The organism is Arenibacter lacus (genome assembly GCF_008711145.1).
GTDB classification, from domain to species: Bacteria; Bacteroidota; Bacteroidia; order Flavobacteriales; family Flavobacteriaceae; genus Arenibacter; species Arenibacter amylolyticus.
In genome coordinates this window covers 33,818-51,806 of sequence record NZ_VVIN01000025.1, presented here as the reverse complement: position 1 = coordinate 51,806, position 17,989 = coordinate 33,818, and the positions used below count along the sequence as shown (strand labels likewise).

The following is a 17,989-nucleotide window of genomic DNA, read 5'->3' as shown; positions in this document are numbered from 1 at the left end:
TAATGTAAAACACTGATTATCTGTATTTTATGTTGGGTGTTGCAAAAAAGTGACGAAGACAGGAAAAAAGGCCCTAACCAACTGTCAGGACCTTTTGTTGTATATTTAATTGCTACTCAGCTTTTTTTTTTGACGTTCAACCCCTTCGGAAAGGGAAAAACAGATTGGCTTTTTAGCCCAATAGAAAGCTGGCGTACCATTAAGGACCTCCAGCCTGTTATTGTTTAACTGATTCCCATCAGCTCTACATCAAAAATAAGGGTAGCGTTAGGAGGAATTACCCCACCGGCTCCGGCACTTCCGTAAGCCAAGTTGGAAGGGATTACAAACCTTGCCTTATCACCTACCTTTAATAGTTGGATACCTTCATCCCAGCCTGGGATAACCTGTCCTACGCCCAATTGAAAGGTAATAGGTTCTTTTCTCTTATAGGAAGAATCAAAGACCTGACCGTTTAACAAAGCACCTTCATAATGCACTGAAACGTTCTCACCACTCTCTGGTTTTGCTCCATCGCCATTTTGAATAATCTTATATCTAAGTCCACTGTCAGTTTCCTCAAAACCGGCAGCTACCTTATCCATTTCAGCGGCCATTCGCTTTTTTTCCTCGGCCAATCTTTTTTCCCTAGAGCCTTCAAAAGTTCTAAAAGCCTCTACGGCGTTCCAATTTTCCGCATCGGCCCCTACTCGCTCTATGCTTAGCTTTTCTATCTTATCACCTTGTGCAATAGTATCAACTACCTCTTGTCCTTCTACAACGTGTCCAAAAACAGTATGCTTATTGTCTAACCAAGGGGTTGCAACATGCGTAATAAAAAATTGTGTTCCATTTGTTCCTGGTCCGGCATTTGCCATGGAAAGTACTCCTGGGCCATTATGGGTAAGCTCTGGATGAAACTCATCGTCAAACTTATATCCACCGTCGCCAGTTCCAGTACCTAGAGGACATCCTCCTTGGATCATAAAATCTGGAATTACCCTATGAAACTTTAATCCGTCATAGTAGGGTTTCCCTTGCGGTTTAACACTGTTTTCCAAGTTACCTTCTGCCAAAGCCACGAAGTTCCCTACGGTGCCAGGGGTTTTATCGTGGGTAAGTTTTACCAATATCTCTCCCTTAGAGGTATTGAATCTTGCATATATTCCGTCTTGCATATCGCTGTTTTTTGTGAGGAACAAAGGTAGTATTTTGTTTTGGAGTATAAAACAATTGCTTTTTTTCAAAAGCGACCGTATTTGAAGCAACAAAAAAGGGAGCTTAAAAAGCTCCCTTTATCATTCTAATCTTATGGTTTATTACCAAATTCGCACCCGCTCCTCTGGATCCAAATACATGGGATCACCAGGCTGAATATTGAAAGCTTCGTAAAAAGCATCTATATTTTGCAAGGGTTGGGTTGCCCTATACCTACCTGGGGAATGTGGATCAGTTCTCACTTGTGTCCGTAGGGCCTCATCTCTGGAAAGGGTTCTCCAGATAGTTGCCCAAGACATAAAGAAACGTTGTTCTGGGGTAAATCCGTCAATATTTTCTGGTCTCCCATTATTCTCAAAATATTGTTGAAGTCCGTCATAGGCAGCCAACACCCCGCCAAGGTCACCAATATTTTCTCCTAGGGTGAATTTTCCATTTATAAATACACTGTCTAACACTTCAATTTTATCATACTGATCTGCAAGGGCAGCACTGCGCTCGGTAAATCTGGCCAGATCCTCCTCTGTCCACCAGTTCACCAAATTTCCATTGGCATCAAATCTAGAACCGCTATCGTCAAAGGCATGCGAAATTTCATGGCCAATTACCGCTCCAATTCCTCCATAATTCACAGCCTCATCTGCCAAATAATCATAGAATGGGGGCTGTAGTATGGCAGCAGGAAAAACTATTTCGTTGTTTAAGGGGTGAAAGTAGGCGTTCACAGTCTGTGGAGACATCCCCCATTTAGTCTTGTCTACTGGCTCTCCAATTTCCGACATGTTCTTTTCCTTTCTCCATGTTTGCACTGCCATTACATTGTCAAAATAGCCGTTGTTTTCTGTGACCTTCATGTTAGAGTAATCTTCCCACTTGTCTGGATAACCAATCTTAACCGTAAATTTATCCAATTTCTCGATGGCTTTCTGCTTGGTTTCCTCGCCCATCCAATCTAACTTATTGATTCGCACTTGAAAAGCCGAAATAACATTGGCAATCATCGCTTCCGCTTTTTCCTTGGCTTCTGGGGGAAACATTTCATCTACATATAATTGTCCCAAGGCTTCACCAATAGATCCATTTACCATGGCCAATGCCCGCTCATCAGCAGGACGCTGCTCTTTATCCCCTCTTAGATAATTACTATAAAACCCCCAACTAGTATCCTCTATGTCTGTACTCAGCATAGAAGCCGCATTATTGAACGTGCTCCAACGCACCAAGGTCTTGATATCCTCCAGGGAGTTGCTTTGTAAAAACTGGTTAAGTTCCTTTGTGTATTTTGGCTGGGTCACAAGAAGGGTGTCTACTGGCTTGTTTATCCCCAAATCCGCTATAAATTTCTTAATATCCAAAGCGGGAATCAAAGCTTGGGTCTCTGCTATTGTTTTGGGATTGTTAAAGTTTCTAGCATCCCTGCTTTCCACCTTATCTAGGCGTGGCTTCGCCAGGGCAGTTTCCATGGCCAATATTTTCCTTGCGGAATTTTGGGCCGATGTTTCGTCATCCCCCAAAAACTGAAGCATTTTTACCATATAATTCACATACTCTTCGCGAATTTCCTTGGATTTAGCATCTTGATCCAAATAGTAATCACGATCTGGCAGCCCCAATCTGCTTGGAGAAAAATATGCAGCGTTCATGGTGCTGTTGTTTAGATCTGCTGATGCGTACAAGCTAATAAAAGGTGCGCTGGCTGCAGGATCTTTAACCAGTAAGGTTTGTAGTTCTAACATGTTCGCAGCCTTATCTATAGCATTTAAGGTAGGCTGAAGAGGGCTTATTCCCAATTGATTACGCGAGGTGGTATCCATTTTGGAATCGAATAAGAATAAGGCTTTTGCTTGATCTGTATCGGCTCCATATTTATTGCTTTCCTTAGCTCTGGCGATAATCCCTAATACATTTTCATCGGTCGACTTCCTAAGTACGCTAAAGCCACCCCAACTAGATCGGTCATCAGGAATTTGGGTTTCCTTCATCCAAGTCCCATTTACATAATCGTAGAAGTTTGTTCTAGGACTCACTGTAGTGTCCATATTTGCCAAGATAATACCTCTTGGCTCGGGGTCATTTTTGGGAGCGTTCTCCTTACAGGAGTTCATCACCGCAAGTCCCAGTAATGCAATTACAAATTTGTTTTTCATTGAGTTGTTTTTAAAGATCGATAAAATTAAGTAAAAAGCTGATACTAGAAATAAATGTGTTAATTGTTAGGACTTTCCAGCCCATAGGAATCAAATAAATAAACTAGACTCGCCATGGCAGCGGCTCCAAGTTCCAGTTCCCGTTTATTGATATGCTCAAAAGTATCATTGTCCGAATTGTGGTGATCAAAAATGCGGTGGGTATCGGGTTTTAAGCTGGCGAACACCATATCTCCATTATTTAACAGATTTATATCCAGTTTATTACTCCCTTCCTCAAAAAGATGAATCATATACGGCAGAAATAGCTGCTTCCAACCAAGCACTTGGTTAAAATTAGCCTGATTGGCCGCTAAGGAAAATCCCCTAGGCGAAAATCCGCCTGCAGTATTTTCCAAGGCCAAAATGTGGTTTTCCTTTTTCTGCACAGCATTTTTGGCATAGGCAGTGGTTCCGCCAAGTCCATCTTGTCCATTCATAAATAAAACCACCCGAACGGTCCGCTTTGGTCGGTACCCTGTAGCTTTTAATAAACGTAACACCTCCATACTCTGCACTACTCCTGCACCATTGAAATGGGAACCATCCCCTAGATCCCAGGAGTCCAATTGTCCGCCTACCATTACAATCTCATCAGGATATGTATTTCCCTTAATTTCACCAATTACATTATAGGATTTCACATCGAGCAATATTTTACAGTTTTGCCTAAAAGAGAATTGAATTTCGGGGTTCAATTTTAAAGAGGCACTCAGTAGCTCTGCACCATTGGTACTGATGGCCGCAGCCGGAATCCTTTTCTCCATAGGAGTATCTCCATAACTCATGGCAGCCGTATGTGGGTAGTCGTCCAATCGCAGATTTAACGACCTTACAATAACCCCAACGGCCCCATACTTGCCTGCTTCCACTGCACCGGAATAGTATTGATCCACGGCTTCCTTATAGGCTTCAAAAGTATCTATAATGGTAGGATCCATGGGTTTGTTGAAAAAAACAATCTTTCCTTGTATTTTGTCTTTCCCCATGGTTTTTAAGCCTTCTATACCATGTACCTCCACCACCTTGGCCTTTATTCCGCCCAATGGAGTAGCAACAGATCCTACCAAGGCTCTAACGGGCACATTGTTGGTAAATCCGGAACTACTCTCTAAATAGGCGAATTCTGGTAAACCCCTCACCCATTTCTGCACCGTGACCGGCTGCAGCCAAACTTTATCTAACCCCATGGAATCTAAGACAGATTTGGTATAGTTCACTGCTTTTTCCGCTTGTAGGGAGCCTGGGAGTCGCGCTCCAATTTGGTTGGATAGATAGTTGAGCCAAGTATATCCCTGGCCATTAGACAGTGCCTGGTGGTAAATGTCCCTAAGCTGTTCCTTGTCTTGTTGTTGCCGCGCCTGGATAGGCATACTAATTAACAGTACTGCTAACCAAAAATATTTCATTCGCTTTCCAATTGTTTTTTATAGATTTCTAAATTGGCCTTAATTTTATCGTCAAGTTCAGGCTCTTTAATTTCTTTATATTTTGTTAATTCTTCCAATAATATAGACGCTACAATTACCCTTGCCGCCTTCTTATTATCTGCAGGGATTATAAACCAAGGAGCATGCGGTTTAGAGGTTTTATTGATTGCTTCCTCATAACAAACTTGATACTTACCCCATAAAAGACGCTCCTTTAAATCTCCAGGGGAGAATTTCCAGTTTTTTCTTTTTAGTGCCAAGCGTCTTAATAGTCGCTGCCGTTGCTCTTCCTTGGATAAATGAAGAAAGAATTTAAAGATAATGGTTCCATTTTGGGCAAGATGTCGTTCAAAGTTATTGATTTGTTCAAAGCGTGTATCCCAAAACTCTTGATCTAGGTCCGACACCTTATCAATTCCCGGAATATTTTCATTTAGGATGTATTCTGGATGCACCCGTGTTACCAATACATTCTCGTAATGAGTACGATTAAATACGCCGAATTTTCCCTTGGCTGGCAAAGCTATATAATGACGCCAAAGGTAATCGTGTTTTAACTCTAGTGCGGTAGGTACTTTAAAACTATGTACTACTACCCCGCGTGCGTTGAAATCTTTAAACACTTCCCGGATTAAACTATCCTTCCCTGCGGTATCCATGCCTTGGATACAAATGAGTACACTGTATTTAGAATGGGCATATAGGGTATCCTGAAACGCCCCTAGCATTATTCTAATCTCCTTTAATGACTTTCGAAGTTTTTTATTGGAAGTTCCAAAATCATTATAGGTTGCAATGGATTCCAGGTCTATCTTCTCGGTTACCTTATAATTGGCAGATGTTATATTTTTCATATGTTGATGGTAATTAGTTTTACGACTGTACAACCACTTCGCCTAGTTCCATTCGTATATGCAACGGGTTTTCTGTCATACTCAATTCATAAACTATAGTTAGGTCCAGAAAAAAAGGAGTAGTTACAAGGGTAAAATATAAGAAATTATAGTGATGTACTCTTTATTCCTTGTTAACAAAACGATTACCCACCTTAAATGGTGGTTCTATTAAATCTTACAACCAGGTGAATTACCCAATAACCATTTTTTGGAAGCAGCTAACTTTCCAATCAGCATCTATATCCTCCCATTAACCTTTACATAATGGTAACTTATCTACAAAATCCCAATAAAGCATGAACAACACCCACCCAAATACTAATTATTTTACGAAACATACACCATAAAACACCCCTTATCGAATAAATAAGGCATTATATTGGGGTAAGACTATATTTATGGCGTTGTTTCCCCAGATATAACCAATAATAAACCTACGGTATGAAAACTCTTTTTCACCTACTTTGTGGATTAGTCGTCCTGGTTTTTGCTTCCTTCACCACCAGCAAACCATGTGACTATGCCGGGTCTAACATGGGCTACATCCTTACACAGACCAAAAAGGCTATATCTGCCGAAGACCATAAAATGACCAAATTCTTCACCTATAGGGCCCTGAATGCCCTAGAAAAATCCAAACCCAGTTTAGCTGAATGCGGTTGTGAACAAGGGACCCAATTAATTATTGAAGGCTTAGACAATCTTAAGAATGCTACTAAGGCAAGCACTCTTGCCAGTTCTAGAATCCTGTTAAATAAGGCACTGACTAATATAGAAGACGGAACAGAATCATTGGAGCAGCACGACACCCATAACTCGCAATTCAACAGTGACCTCTTAACTTTAAATACGTCCGAATCCATAGCGAATAACAAGGTATTAAAGAAATTGAACAATACGGAATTGCAGAAAAAGATAGACCAATCCTTGAAGCGCTTTAAGGCATCTTTAAATGAAGTGGTCCAATCTGTAGATTGCGAGATGGCCTACAATTATGCTAAGTCGGTCCAAAACCTTTCCGACAAAGAACTTGCGCTACCCAGTCTCAGTGAAGGAAAACGATATTACCATCTAAAAACCAGGGAAATAGTCACCCAAGCCCTGAAAGACCTTGGGGATTGTGCCAAGCTGGCACAGAGCTCAAAGAATCAGCCTGATGATTGATTTCCGCAGTCTAGCCCGCTAAGTTAAAGTGTCGCTTACACCCCCTACAATAGCGGTATAAAGACATTCTTTTTCATTCACCTACTGCCATGGGTCCTTGCTATTTACTGGCAAACATCTTTACATTTTCCTCGGTGACTTCTTTCCCACCTAGAATAATAAGTCTTTCCACTACATTTCGCAATTCACGGATGTTTCCAGTCCAATCGTAGCTTTGCAATAGCGAAATAGCTTTTTTAGAAAATGTTTTTTCCGCTGTCCCCTGTTCCTCTGCAATTTTTTTTGCGAAATGGGATATCAGTAAGGGGATGTCTTCCCGTCTTTCATTTAAGGATGGCACTTCTATAAGTATTACCGCCAACCGATGGTAAAGGTCTTCCCTGAATCTCTTTTCGGCAATTTCTTTTTTCAAATCTTTGTTGGTTGCGGCCACTACCCTTACGTCTACTTTTATATCCTTATCCGATCCTACTCTAGAAATTTTATTTTCCTGCAGTGCCCTCAGCACTTTTGCCTGTGCAGATAGGCTCATATCCCCAATTTCATCTAGGAAAATAGTTCCTTTTTGGGCGGCTTCAAATTTTCCGGCCCTATCTTTCACAGCAGAGGTAAAAGCGCCTTTAACATGACCGAATAGCTCACTCTCAATTAACTCTGACGGAATTGCAGCACAGTTAACCTCTATCATGGGAAAGGAACTGCGTTCACTTTTTTCATGGATCCAATGGGCCACCAGTTCTTTTCCGGTACCGTTGGCTCCGGTAATAAGTACCCTGGCGTCTGTGGGAGCAACTTTCTCTAGGATCTCTTTCACCTTTTCTATCTCCTTGCTCTCCCCGATCATTTCATAGTTCTTACTTACTTTTTTCTTAAGAATCTTATTCTCCACTACAAGTTCCTTACGGTCCAAGGCATTGCGCACCGTAGTCAGGAGGCGGTTTAAATCTGGTGGTTTGGAAATATAATCAAAAGCGCCCAAGCGCATCGTATTCACTGCGGTATCTAAATCGCCGTGACCCGAAATCATAATAAACGGAATTTCGGGCTTCAACTTTTTTGCAGTTTCCAATACTTCCACCCCATCTATTTTTGGCATTTTTATGTCGCAGAGCACAAGGTCGAACTCGCCCTTTTTAATGGCCTCTAGCCCTTGTTGCCCGTTTTCAGCCTCTTCTACCGTATACTTATCATTTTCCTCCGATAGAATTTTCACCAAAACCCTTCTAATAGCGGGTTCATCTTCAATAACCAAAATTTTTGCCATCGTTGTAATTTAAATTCCTATTCTAAAACCAGTCCTAAAATAAAAACTTGGCTCGTCATTCAAAGTAAAAATATCATTTCTTTCTTTATCCCTTAGCACACCATCCTGAAATAGGGTATGTCCAAAATAGCCATAAAGGAACATATTTTTTGCCAAGGTATATTGGTACCCCAAGGTTACCAAGGCTGCAGAACTGGAAATAGAGGAGCCTAGCCCAGAATCTGAACTGATCACCGAACTCTGGAGGTTTACATAATAACCATCTAAAATAAATTCTGTCTGCAACATATGGTTTTCACCTAAGTGATATTTCATTCCACTTTTTGGCGCCCCTACCACATAGGTCCAATTGGGATGAAACCGCTTTTCAAAATATATAACAGGTAGTGGTATCCTTAGGGCAACGGTAGAATTGTACGCTATTCCCAATACCAAGCGTGTTGGTTTGTCGGCCAAGGGCCTATCCATAATAGCCCCCACAGTTGCGTTTATAGAAACATCTCCCTTTTCCAACGGCTGTACAAGGGTAGAGGCGATACGAGGAGTAAGGACCCCCACAAAACGCCAATCTGATCGAAACTGATAGATATAGGCCATATTTATGTCCATCACATGAAAATTATTCAGAATTTGGTCGTTATAGGGCTCACCCCTCATTAAATCGAACGTAATCCTATTGTATTCCGCTCCCACAATAATATTATCTTCCTCTCCTACCTTTATGGGTAGGTTAGCTACGAGTTTTATTCTAGAAAGCTTGGCGTCCGCATTATTTCTGGGCATCAACATATACTCCAACCTAAATATATCTGGAGTCTGTGCCATTGCCATTTGGCTAATTATGCCCATTGCAAGGATAGCAACTATCCTTATCGATCTTTTATTCATTTTTGTAGTAGTGTAAAAAACTGGAAGAAATCTGGTGTCAATCCATTTTAGTATTTCAGCCATTTAAACAATTCCTTATAGGAAGGCTTTTTCCCGTACATAAGAATACCTACCCTATAAATTTTTGCGGCCACCCAAACAATGCCAATAAAGGTAACAATAAGCAAGGTAATGGACACCAATAACTCCCAAAGGGGAACTCCGCCTTCGCCAATGCCACCAGGAAGACGCATAAGCATCACAATGGGGGACGTAAGTGGAAATAAGGAAAACCCTACTGCGATAGGACCATGCGGATTATTAAATACGGAAAAGAACCCCACATAGATTGCCAGCATCAAGGGCATAATTATAGGAAATATAAACTGCTGTGTATCGGTCTCATTGTCTACCGCTGCCCCTATTGCAGCATATATGGAGCTATAGATTAAATACCCCAGGATAAAATAAATCATGAAAAAGGTGATCAGCAAAACCCATGGAATCCTAAGAAGCTCATTGGCGTACAATTGCATCGTAGTATCCGAATTGGCCATAGATGCTGCTCCACCTATGAGTCCGGGGGTATTTTCTGTTCCTCCGTTCAGCGCCGCAAGATCAATCCCAAAAATCAAGGTAAGAATTCCCAACAACAAGCTGGCAGAAATAATCCAAATTATAAACTGGGTGATACCCGCCAAGGAAGTTCCTATAATTTTACCCAACATCAATTGAAATGGCTTAACAGAAGATATAATAACCTCTACTATTCTACTCGTCTTCTCTTCGATGACGCTTCGCATTACAAACCCACCGTATATGATGATAAACATCATGATTAGGTATCCAAATCCTCCCCCGATAAAAGCTTTAATCTCATTGATTCCTTTTAGGTTTCGTTCTCCGGAAAAGGTGGCGGTATTAATTTCGAATTGCAGCTCCAATCGCTTAAAATCTGAGGCCGAAACCCCCAGTTCCTGTAGCCTTTCCATGCGCAGTCTATTTTCAAAAACCGACTCCAGACTAGCTACTACGGAAGATCCCGGAGCATCTTTGGTGAAAAACACGGCTTGCTCTGCTACCTGTTCTACGTCTGGATGATCTGGGAGGTATAATAGTCCGTACAAACCCATTTTAACAATAGAATCCTTTGCGGCCTCCAGTTCCACATTTCTAAAAGAAACATAGGAGGTATGGTCTGTACCTTGAAAGTCGTTGGAGAAATACCCACTTTCGTTCAATATCCCGATAACCCGTGTTTCATTGTCATTCACCTTGGCAAGATACACGATCAGGGCTACCATGGCTACCATAAGAATAGGACTCAAGAAGGTCATTACCACAAAGGATTTATTCCGCACCTTGGCCAAATATTCTCGTTTTATAATGAGTGCTAACTTACTCATGACACCTGTTGATTTTGGACTGTTCTTATAAATATATCATTTGCCGAAGGAATGGTTTCCGTAAAATTATTCACATTCGCCTTCCCAGAAACATGGGTTAAAAAGGCTCCTGTATCCCCCGAAGGCAGTTGTACGGTAAAATTTAATTGCTGCCCGTTATCCACATATTCAAAGGACAGTATCTGAAACTTCTCTTGAAGCTCTTCTAAGACCCCATTGGCATGCGGCACCCCCAAGCCTACCTGAAAAACATTGTTTTTATAGGCATTCTTTATATCGCTTAGCTTTCCATCCAACAATTTTTCCGATTTATGGATTAACGCGATATACTCGCACAGTTCCTCTACAGACTCCATCCGGTGGGTTGAGAATATAATAGAAGTACCATTTTCTTTTAGGCGTAGAATCTCATCTTTGATAAGGTTGGCATTAATAGGATCGAATCCACTGAAGGGCTCATCAAAAATAAGGAGTTTGGGTTGGTGAAGTACGGTAACTATAAATTGGATCTTTTGGGCCATCCCTTTGGAGAGCTCTTGTATTTTTTTGTTCCACCAATCCCCAATATCCAACCGCTTAAACCAATAGTCTAATTTAGCCTTAGCCTCTGTTTTGGACATTCCTTTCAATTGAGCCAAATAGAGGGCTTGTTCTCCCACCTTCATACTTTTATAAAGACCTCTTTCTTCTGGCAAATAACCAATCATGGCAATGTGTTTTGCCTCCAAGGGTTGGCCATCAAATAGTATGGTGCCTTGATCTGGATAGGTAATTTGATTGATTATTCGGATAAGGGTAGTCTTTCCTGCCCCATTGGGTCCCAATAAGCCATAGATGCTATTCCTAGGAATTTCCAATGATAGGTTGTTGAGTGCCAAATGATCACCATACCTTTTGGTAACCTTATCAGCGATCAAAATATTGTTCATTTTCACAATTTCCTCAAAGATATATAATTGCCACAGAAGAGGGTGGTAGGAAAATTATAAAATCTCTTTTCCCTGGTATTTTTTGGAACAATTAATACAGGGCGGGGTAAGATTAGCAGTGGCCAAAAAAAACAAAACCCACCCTTAACGAATCAAGGATGGGAAAAAAATTGCTATGAAAAAGAAGATATTGGTTACCCAACATCTTCTCAAATATACATTTTTATTTTAAATCCCCTTTAAGAAAACATATCCTTTACTTTTTCAAAAAAGGATTTATCCGATCTTGCAGGGTTAGGCACAAAATTCTCGTGTTCTTGCATACGCTCAAAAAACTCCCTTTGCTCCTTATTAAGTTCTTGGGGGGTCCACACATTTACGTGTACCAAAAGATCCCCACTTCCATAACCATTAAGGCTAGAAATACCTTTACCACGCAATCTTAGGATTTTACCTGACTGGATACCAGCCTCCAATTTTATCCTAACCTTACCGCCTACGGTATCTATTTCCTTAGAGGTACCTAATACCGCGTCCGAATAACTAATATACAGGTCGTAGTGTAGGTTATCCCCTTCCCTTTTTAGGGTTTCGTGCTCTTCTGTTTCAATAGCTACCAAAAGATCACCTGGGATACCATCCCCTGGGGCCTCGTTTCCTTTATTGGGAACTTTTAGCTGCATACCGTCCTCAACTCCCGCAGGAATATTGATACTTACGGTTTCCTCGGAAATTTTTAATCCGTGGGCATCCGCATCACTAGGTCGCTTATCGATGATTTGTCCGCTACCACCACAAGCGCTGCAGGTGGCTGCCGTTTGCATCCTTCCCAAAATAGTATTGGTAATTTTGGTTACCTGCCCTCTACCTCCACAGGTATCACAGGTTTTATAGGTTACCCCTTCGGCTTGGACTTTACGTTTTACTTTTACTGTTTTTTCTACGCCATTGGCAATTTCCTCTAAGGTAAGTTTAACTCGTATTCTTAAGTTGCTCCCCTTAACTCTTCTTTGGCCACCGCCTCCGAAACCGGAAAAACCGCTAAAGCCACCGCCGCCAAAAGCACCGCCGAAAATATCACCGAACTGACTGAAAATGTCGTCCATGTTCATTCCGCCGCCACCGAATCCGCCGCCGCCTTCAAAGGCTGCATGACCATATTGGTCGTAACGTGCCTTCTTATTAGGGTCACTGAGTACCTCATAAGCTTCGGCCGCTTTTTTAAACATATCCTCCGCCTTGGAATCCCCCGGATTCTTATCTGGGTGATACTTAATGGCTTTTTTACGATATGCTTTTTTTATTTCAGCTGCGCTGGCATTTTTTCCAATGCCTAAAATGTCATAATAATCCTCCTTCATACTCTATTTTTAGTTTCCTACGACCACTTTTGGATGACGAATGATTTTATCGCCCAATTGGTAACCCTTTTGGACCACGTCTATAATTTTTCCCTTTAATTTTTTCTCTGGGGCGGGTATTTGTGTTACAGCATCATGTATTTCAGCATCAAAAGCATCCCCTTCCTTCACCTCAACATTCAAAAGCCCTTTGCTCTTAAGTGTTTCCACCAATTTGTTATTGATGAGTTCTACACCTTTAAACATCGCTTCATCCCCAGATTTGGAAATTTCCGCCATGGCTCTGTCAAAATCGTCCAAAACCGGCAATAATGACAAAATCACCTCTTGTCCGGCCGTTTTAAACAATTCCATTCTTTCTTTGGAGGTACGTCTTTTATAGTTTTCGAACTCCGCAAACAAACGTAGAAACTTATCTTTTTCCTTGTCTAGGTCCTCCTGTAGCTTTTCTTCCAAACTAATCTCTTCCTTTAACTCCTCTTCCTTTAACTCCTCTTCCGAGGCAGTTTCCTGGGTAGCGGTTTCTTGATCTATATCCTTCTGACCCTCATTTTTTAGGATCTCATCCTCCATCTCTTCTGTTTTATTTTCCTTGCTCATTTAAAATACATTTAGATACTTCCGATTTCAATTGGCAAAAGTACTGCCAAATCTTTTAAAATGTCATATTGTCATATAAGTTTTCAAAAAAAACATCCGCACAATGCGGATGCAAACCTATCGTCTAATTTTATTGGAGCTATGAAACATATTCTTCCCGATAGGTAGAACCAGAACCACAATTTCGTTCCTTTTTATAAATCTCCCCCAAAGCGGTGCAGATATTGGTGTAGGTAAAATTAAATCCGGTATTTTCTATTTTTTTACTACTTACCCGCTGACTCGCAAAAAGCAAATAAGACATTTCCCCCAAAGCCAACTGCAGGGCTACTTTGGGTATATTGGGTAAGAACAACGGTTTTTCCAGTGCTTTGGCAATCTCTCTAGTAAGTTTGGCATTGCTCACAGGATTGGGCCCCACCCCATTATAAACACCGGTAAGCCCTAATTCCAATATATGAAGGAATATGCCTGCCAGGTCCTTTATATGAATCCAAGATTGCCACTGTTTTCCAGAACCGATCGGTGCCCCCAAATAATACTGTATAGGCTTTGCCATTTTAGGTAAGGCACCCCCTTTACCAGACAATACCAATCCGATCCTTACTTTGGCGACCCTGATATTAAATTTTTCAAACTTATCAACCTCCTGCTCCCATAAGCTTACCACCTCACCCAAAAAACTATCATCTACCGCTGTATCATCTTCTCTGTAGTAGTTAGACGGGGAGTCTGGATAGATCCCCATAGCAGATGCCGATACAATACTATCTATATCGTGATCTTTGAGTTTTTGGAGTGCCTCTGCCAAGGTTTTTAGGGCATCTAGCCTACTTGAGAGTATTTTTTTCTTATTGCTTTTTGTCCACCGTTGTGCGATACTTGCTCCTGCAAGATTCACTATGGCACTTACCCCCTCAAAGCAATTACTGTCTATTTCATTTTCGGCCGGATTCCAATAAAAACCTTTATAGCCCTCTTTAGAAACAATTTTTTCCCTGCTGGTAGTCAGGTAATTCACCGCAATACCCTGTTCCTTACACAACTCAGTAATTGCTGTACCCACCAAACCAGTAGCACCTGTAATTAAAATTCTCATAGCCTATTTCTAAACTTTGGGATAAAGGTATAGGTTTTTGGGCACGACGGGGGTCTATTTAGTGTAGGTTTAACAATCCAACCCCTTAATTCCTAAAGGTTTCCAATAAACAGAACCAATACTACCCTTCTTTTTTAGCGCGCAGCATCTCCCTTTTTCCTGGAGGACCAGGGAGTCTTTCCACGGCAAATCCCACTGAAAGCATGGCCCGCCTTACCGCGCCCTTCGCGGCATAGGTAACCAACACCCCATTAGGTTTTAAGGCCTTGAACATTATTTGAAAAATCTCTTCTGTCCACAGTTCTGGTTGCACCCTAGCCCCAAAGGCATCAAAATAGATTAAATCAAATTTTTCAGAATCGGTGATATCCTTAAAATCTGCCTGATGTTTTAAAAGGGCGAAGTTATCCCCAATCTTATCTGGAGTGCCCCAAGGAATTTGATGTATTTTTAAAAATTGAGGGTTGTACTCCTCAGCGTTCAAGGCGGCACTATAATCCAACTGCGCCAACTCTTCCTCCTTAACGGGATAGGCCTCTACCCCTGTATAATCTATTTTGAGACCGTACTTTTTCGCTTCCAAAAAGGTAATAAAGGCATTTAGTCCGGTGCCTAGACCAATTTCCAATATTGCCAGCTCCCGGTCTTTAAAGAGCGCGAGCCCATTCTTTATAAAAACATGATAGGCCTCTTGTATGGCCCCATGTGTAGAGTGATACTGCTCATTCCAGTCCTCTATTTGAATGGTTTTAGAACCATCTGCTGTTGTTATGATTTTTCTTTTCACCCTATTTTTTTAACAATACTCCATCTGCCTCAAAGGAAAAGGTTTTTTTGGGATCTACAATAGCCGCAATCTCCTCTTCCGTCTTACCACCATCCTCGGCAAAATGTCGTTGGTCTTCCACACCCATCTCCTCTACAAATGCCAAACCGTTCACTACCACTTCTTTACCAACAATGTCTTTGGGCATAAAAAAGCCATAATCCTTAAATTTTACCATCACCTCCTTTTCCTGTCCCAGTTGCAATTTCATCCAACAGCCTTTGGACTTGCACACCTCGGTTACCTTGGCTGTAAATCTGGTAGCCGTAGTGTCTGTCACCGCCATTTCCTGATATTTGGTCAACATTTCATTTGCATCATAGGCATCATTCCCATCCATGAGCGCCCCAAAGGCCTCAAAATTTTCTGTTTCTATGGTTGCTGTTTGCTCCTCAGCGGTTTTCTCCTGCTGTTTACATCCAAAAAAGACCGAAAAAACTATGATTAAAATGTTAAAATATTTCATTATCGTCAGTTTTTAAAACCTCATTACAAAATTGGTTATTTTTAGTTGATAAACGAAGCAACAAAGCTGTTTATTGTTTAATTTTATTCCTTTAAATAAAATTGCTATGCAAACTATTTCAGATACAATAACCGTAGAGAAAGTAAAAACTTCCAAGATTGAAAATGTAGATTTTAATAATTTGGAATTCGGGAAGGTGCTAACCGATCATATGATGGTATGCGATTTCAAAAATGGATCATGGGAAACCCCAAAAATTGTTCCTTACGGACCGATTAGCTTGGATCCCTCGGCCAAAATCTTTCATTATGGGCAATCTGTTTTTGAGGGTATGAAGGCCTACAAGGATTCCGATGGGAAGGTATGGTTGTTCCGACCTTTGGAAAATCAAAAACGAATCAATATTTCATCCAAGCGTCTTGCCATTCCAGAAATTCCAGAAGCGTACTTTATGGAGGGATTGAAAGCCCTTTTAAAAGTAGATCACCAATGGATTCCTACCGCAGAGGGCAGCTCCTTATATATTAGACCCTTTGTTTTTGCATCGGGCAAAGGATTCCATGCATCCCCAGCAGATGAATACAAGTTCATTATCGCTTGCGCCCCCGCTGGTTCTTATTTTGCTGGTAAGGTAAAAGTATTAATCGAGGAAAAGTATTCTAGATCCGCCAATGGCGGGGTTGGTTTTGCCAAGGCAGGTGGTAACTATGCCGGTCAATTTTACCCAACCCAACTAGCAGTAGATAAAGGTTATAACCAAGTAATTTGGACGGACGATAATACTCACGAGTATATAGAGGAGGCGGGTGCCATGAACATTTTCATCAGAATTAACGACACCTTGATTACGAGTCCGACTAGCGATCGAATCTTAGACGGAATCACAAGAAAAAGCCTTATTGAAATTGCCAAAGATGAAAATATTGAGGTAGCGGTTAGGCCAATTACGGTGAAGGAGGTTATAGAGGCATCCAAGAATGGAAGCTTAAAAGAAATGTTTGGAGCCGGTACTGCCGCGGTGATTTCCCCCATATCTACCTTTGGATACCAAGACCAAGACTACGATTTACCTAGCTTGGAGAACAGCTACGCTACTATTCTTAAGAAGAGAATAACGGATATCCAATACAACAAGGCGGAAGATAAATTTGGCTGGAGATACCCTGTTCAACTTTAACAGCTCTCCACCTCCCTGTTTCCCATAACAATGGAGGCTACGGACCCCTATAAAAGAAAAGAGCCACCCAGGACACATCCAATGGGTGGCTTTATTTTTTTGACTTAAACGTCTTGGAACCCCTATCTAGAATATCTTTCCCTCTAAAACTTGTGCTATATTGGGCTCCCTAAATTGAGGACCTTTCAACACTTTCCCATCTTCCCTATAAATTGGTTTACCATCCTCCCCTAGTTTACTCATATTACTTCTCTGAATTTCGTTAAACACTTCATCAATCTTATGCTGCATGCCATGCTCCAATATGGTTCCACATAAAATATATAGCATATCTCCCAAGGCATCTGCCACCTCTACCATATCTCCCTTATTGGCAGCTTCCAAATATTCCTTATTCTCCTCCTCCATAAGCTGGAAGCGAAGTTGATTTTTTTCCGGTCCCAAATCTGCCATAAGCGTATGGGAAACACCCAGTCCAAATTTTTTATGAAACAATTTTACCGCATTTAGTTTAGCTTGCATTAATTAGCGTTTTTTAGATTAGCTTTGCATAAAAATATGCATATGTTCAGTACAGGACAATTAATTTTTGCCGCCCTTTTTTTTATTTCATTCGTCATTATAATCGTTTACACCTATAAAAAAGACAAAGCCCTGCATCAAAAGTACTACAAAGGAGCTAAGTGGGTGGGACTTTTATTCTTAGTATTTGTGTTGATTCTTTTCATTATTAAGCATTACATAAAAAATTAACACTTCCCTTGCCACTCCCATAAAAGCAAAGTATCCTACTCTATTTCAATATTTTACAGCTACTATTACAATAAATCATTTAATTTTGCGTTATATAGCTAAATCTCAGTTCAATGGTCTTTTTCTTCGGTATATTTTCCTTTCTGGTCGTGATTAACGTGCTATTGTTTTTGGTAAGCTATAACCATGCCCCCAAGAAGAACGAAAAATCCACAAAAAGCATTGCTAAATCTACCCCGATAATTACTCCGCTAACTATGGATGTAAGCTACAAGAAGGCAGTATAAGCATTGTAACCCCACTCTTTCCATCTTCTTTTATATTCTCTACTACTTGGAAAAGTATGCTGATGAAAATACTTCTTTAGA

At 40.9% G+C, this 17,989-nt stretch carries 16 protein-coding genes; 2 read left to right on the top strand and 14 right to left on the bottom strand.

Annotated features, from left to right (window positions below; all coding sequences use genetic code 11):
• Positions 1-224: 224 nt before the first annotated feature.
• The 4 genes from F1E73_RS09285 to F1E73_RS09270 form a co-directional block, all read right to left on the bottom strand.
• Positions 225-1,157, bottom strand: a complete 933-nt coding sequence (locus F1E73_RS09285; protein ID WP_086478423.1) for a peptidylprolyl isomerase — start codon at positions 1,155-1,157, stop codon at positions 225-227.
• A gap of 141 nt (positions 1,158-1,298) precedes the next feature.
• A complete protein-coding gene (locus tag F1E73_RS09280) occupies positions 1,299-3,344 on the bottom strand; it encodes a M13 family metallopeptidase (RefSeq protein WP_086478422.1) in 2,046 nt (681 codons plus the stop codon).
• Positions 3,345-3,403: 59 nt separating this feature from the next.
• The gene (locus F1E73_RS09275) at positions 3,404-4,792 is read right to left on the bottom strand and encodes a M28 family peptidase (protein WP_086478421.1); all 1,389 of its coding nucleotides are present in this window, start codon (positions 4,790-4,792) and stop codon (positions 3,404-3,406) included.
• Positions 4,789-5,667 (bottom strand): PPK2 family polyphosphate kinase, encoded by an 879-nt coding sequence (locus F1E73_RS09270; RefSeq protein ID WP_150451752.1) that lies wholly within the window; start codon positions 5,665-5,667, stop codon positions 4,789-4,791. The genes F1E73_RS09275 and F1E73_RS09270 overlap by 4 nt, the downstream gene beginning before the upstream one ends.
• A gap of 483 nt (positions 5,668-6,150) precedes the next feature.
• On the opposite strand from F1E73_RS09270, the gene F1E73_RS09265 reads away from it, so the two are divergent.
• Entirely contained in the window at positions 6,151-6,873 is a 723-nt protein-coding gene (locus tag F1E73_RS09265) for a hypothetical protein (RefSeq protein WP_086478419.1), read from the top strand.
• Positions 6,874-6,973: 100 nt separating this feature from the next.
• Here F1E73_RS09265 and F1E73_RS09260 read toward each other — a convergent pair whose 3' ends face one another.
• The 9 genes from F1E73_RS09260 to F1E73_RS09220 all read right to left on the bottom strand — a co-directional run bounded on the left by F1E73_RS09260 (position 6,974) and on the right by F1E73_RS09220 (position 15,691).
• Positions 6,974-8,137: a sigma-54-dependent transcriptional regulator gene (locus F1E73_RS09260; protein ID WP_086478418.1), complete on the bottom strand. Its 1,164-nt coding sequence runs from the start codon at positions 8,135-8,137 to the stop codon at positions 6,974-6,976.
• A 9-nt stretch (positions 8,138-8,146) separates the two neighbouring features.
• Positions 8,147-9,025 (bottom strand): DUF6268 family outer membrane beta-barrel protein, encoded by an 879-nt coding sequence (locus F1E73_RS09255; RefSeq protein ID WP_140157777.1) that lies wholly within the window; start codon positions 9,023-9,025, stop codon positions 8,147-8,149.
• A 47-nt stretch (positions 9,026-9,072) separates the two neighbouring features.
• Positions 9,073-10,410, bottom strand: a complete 1,338-nt coding sequence (locus tag F1E73_RS09250) for an ABC transporter permease (RefSeq protein ID WP_150451751.1) — start codon at positions 10,408-10,410, stop codon at positions 9,073-9,075.
• Complete coding sequence (locus F1E73_RS09245) at positions 10,407-11,339, bottom strand: ABC transporter ATP-binding protein (RefSeq protein ID WP_150451750.1); 933 nt, start codon at positions 11,337-11,339, stop codon at positions 10,407-10,409. Before F1E73_RS09245 ends, F1E73_RS09250 begins: the two co-directional genes overlap by 4 nt.
• Before the next feature lie 239 nt (positions 11,340-11,578).
• Complete coding sequence (gene dnaJ / locus F1E73_RS09240) at positions 11,579-12,700, bottom strand: molecular chaperone DnaJ (RefSeq protein ID WP_086478414.1); 1,122 nt, start codon at positions 12,698-12,700, stop codon at positions 11,579-11,581.
• A 9-nt stretch (positions 12,701-12,709) separates the two neighbouring features.
• Positions 12,710-13,300 carry a nucleotide exchange factor GrpE gene (locus F1E73_RS09235; protein ID WP_086478413.1) on the bottom strand — a complete coding sequence of 197 codons (591 nt, stop codon included), beginning with the start codon at positions 13,298-13,300 and terminating at the stop codon, positions 12,710-12,712.
• 139 nt (positions 13,301-13,439) lie between these two features.
• Positions 13,440-14,399: a TIGR01777 family oxidoreductase gene (locus F1E73_RS09230; RefSeq protein WP_086478412.1), complete on the bottom strand. Its 960-nt coding sequence runs from the start codon at positions 14,397-14,399 to the stop codon at positions 13,440-13,442.
• A 121-nt stretch (positions 14,400-14,520) separates the two neighbouring features.
• Entirely contained in the window at positions 14,521-15,186 is a 666-nt protein-coding gene (gene mnmD / locus F1E73_RS09225; RefSeq protein WP_086478411.1) for a tRNA (5-methylaminomethyl-2-thiouridine)(34)-methyltransferase MnmD, read from the bottom strand.
• 1 nt (position 15,187) lies between these two features.
• Entirely contained in the window at positions 15,188-15,691 is a 504-nt protein-coding gene (locus F1E73_RS09220; protein ID WP_150451749.1) for a DUF4920 domain-containing protein, read from the bottom strand.
• Positions 15,692-15,797: 106 nt separating this feature from the next.
• On the opposite strand from F1E73_RS09220, the gene F1E73_RS09215 reads away from it, so the two are divergent.
• A complete protein-coding gene (locus tag F1E73_RS09215; RefSeq protein ID WP_176328536.1) occupies positions 15,798-16,868 on the top strand; it encodes a branched-chain amino acid aminotransferase in 1,071 nt (356 codons plus the stop codon).
• Between the two features lie 126 nt (positions 16,869-16,994).
• Here F1E73_RS09215 and F1E73_RS09210 read toward each other — a convergent pair whose 3' ends face one another.
• Positions 16,995-17,390: a pyrophosphohydrolase domain-containing protein gene (locus F1E73_RS09210; protein ID WP_150451748.1), complete on the bottom strand. Its 396-nt coding sequence runs from the start codon at positions 17,388-17,390 to the stop codon at positions 16,995-16,997.
• Between the last annotated feature and the right edge of the window lie 599 nt (positions 17,391-17,989).

Bases quoted from the DNA above. Each gene is read 5' to 3' on its own strand.
- F1E73_RS09245 (WP_150451750.1), bottom strand. From the start codon at position 11,339: ATGAACAATATTTTGATCGCTGATAAGGTTACCAAAAGGTATGGTGAT.
- F1E73_RS09260 (WP_086478418.1), bottom strand. From the start codon at position 8,137: ATGGCAAAAATTTTGGTTATTGAAGATGAACCCGCTATTAGAAGGGTT.
- F1E73_RS09265 (WP_086478419.1), top strand. From the start codon at position 6,151: ATGAAAACTCTTTTTCACCTACTTTGTGGATTAGTCGTCCTGGTTTTT.
- dnaJ (WP_086478414.1), bottom strand. From the start codon at position 12,700: ATGAAGGAGGATTATTATGACATTTTAGGCATTGGAAAAAATGCCAGC.
- F1E73_RS09230 (WP_086478412.1), bottom strand. From the start codon at position 14,399: ATGAGAATTTTAATTACAGGTGCTACTGGTTTGGTGGGTACAGCAATT.
- F1E73_RS09275 (WP_086478421.1), bottom strand. From the start codon at position 4,792: ATGAAATATTTTTGGTTAGCAGTACTGTTAATTAGTATGCCTATCCAG.
- F1E73_RS09215 (WP_176328536.1), top strand. From the start codon at position 15,798: ATGCAAACTATTTCAGATACAATAACCGTAGAGAAAGTAAAAACTTCC.
- F1E73_RS09220 (WP_150451749.1), bottom strand. From the start codon at position 15,691: ATGAAATATTTTAACATTTTAATCATAGTTTTTTCGGTCTTTTTTGGA.
- F1E73_RS09285 (WP_086478423.1), bottom strand. From the start codon at position 1,157: ATGCAAGACGGAATATATGCAAGATTCAATACCTCTAAGGGAGAGATA.
- F1E73_RS09250 (WP_150451751.1), bottom strand. From the start codon at position 10,410: ATGAGTAAGTTAGCACTCATTATAAAACGAGAATATTTGGCCAAGGTG.
- F1E73_RS09235 (WP_086478413.1), bottom strand. From the start codon at position 13,300: ATGAGCAAGGAAAATAAAACAGAAGAGATGGAGGATGAGATCCTAAAA.
- F1E73_RS09255 (WP_140157777.1), bottom strand. From the start codon at position 9,025: ATGAATAAAAGATCGATAAGGATAGTTGCTATCCTTGCAATGGGCATA.
- F1E73_RS09280 (WP_086478422.1), bottom strand. From the start codon at position 3,344: ATGAAAAACAAATTTGTAATTGCATTACTGGGACTTGCGGTGATGAAC.
- F1E73_RS09270 (WP_150451752.1), bottom strand. From the start codon at position 5,667: ATGAAAAATATAACATCTGCCAATTATAAGGTAACCGAGAAGATAGAC.
- F1E73_RS09210 (WP_150451748.1), bottom strand. From the start codon at position 17,390: ATGCAAGCTAAACTAAATGCGGTAAAATTGTTTCATAAAAAATTTGGA.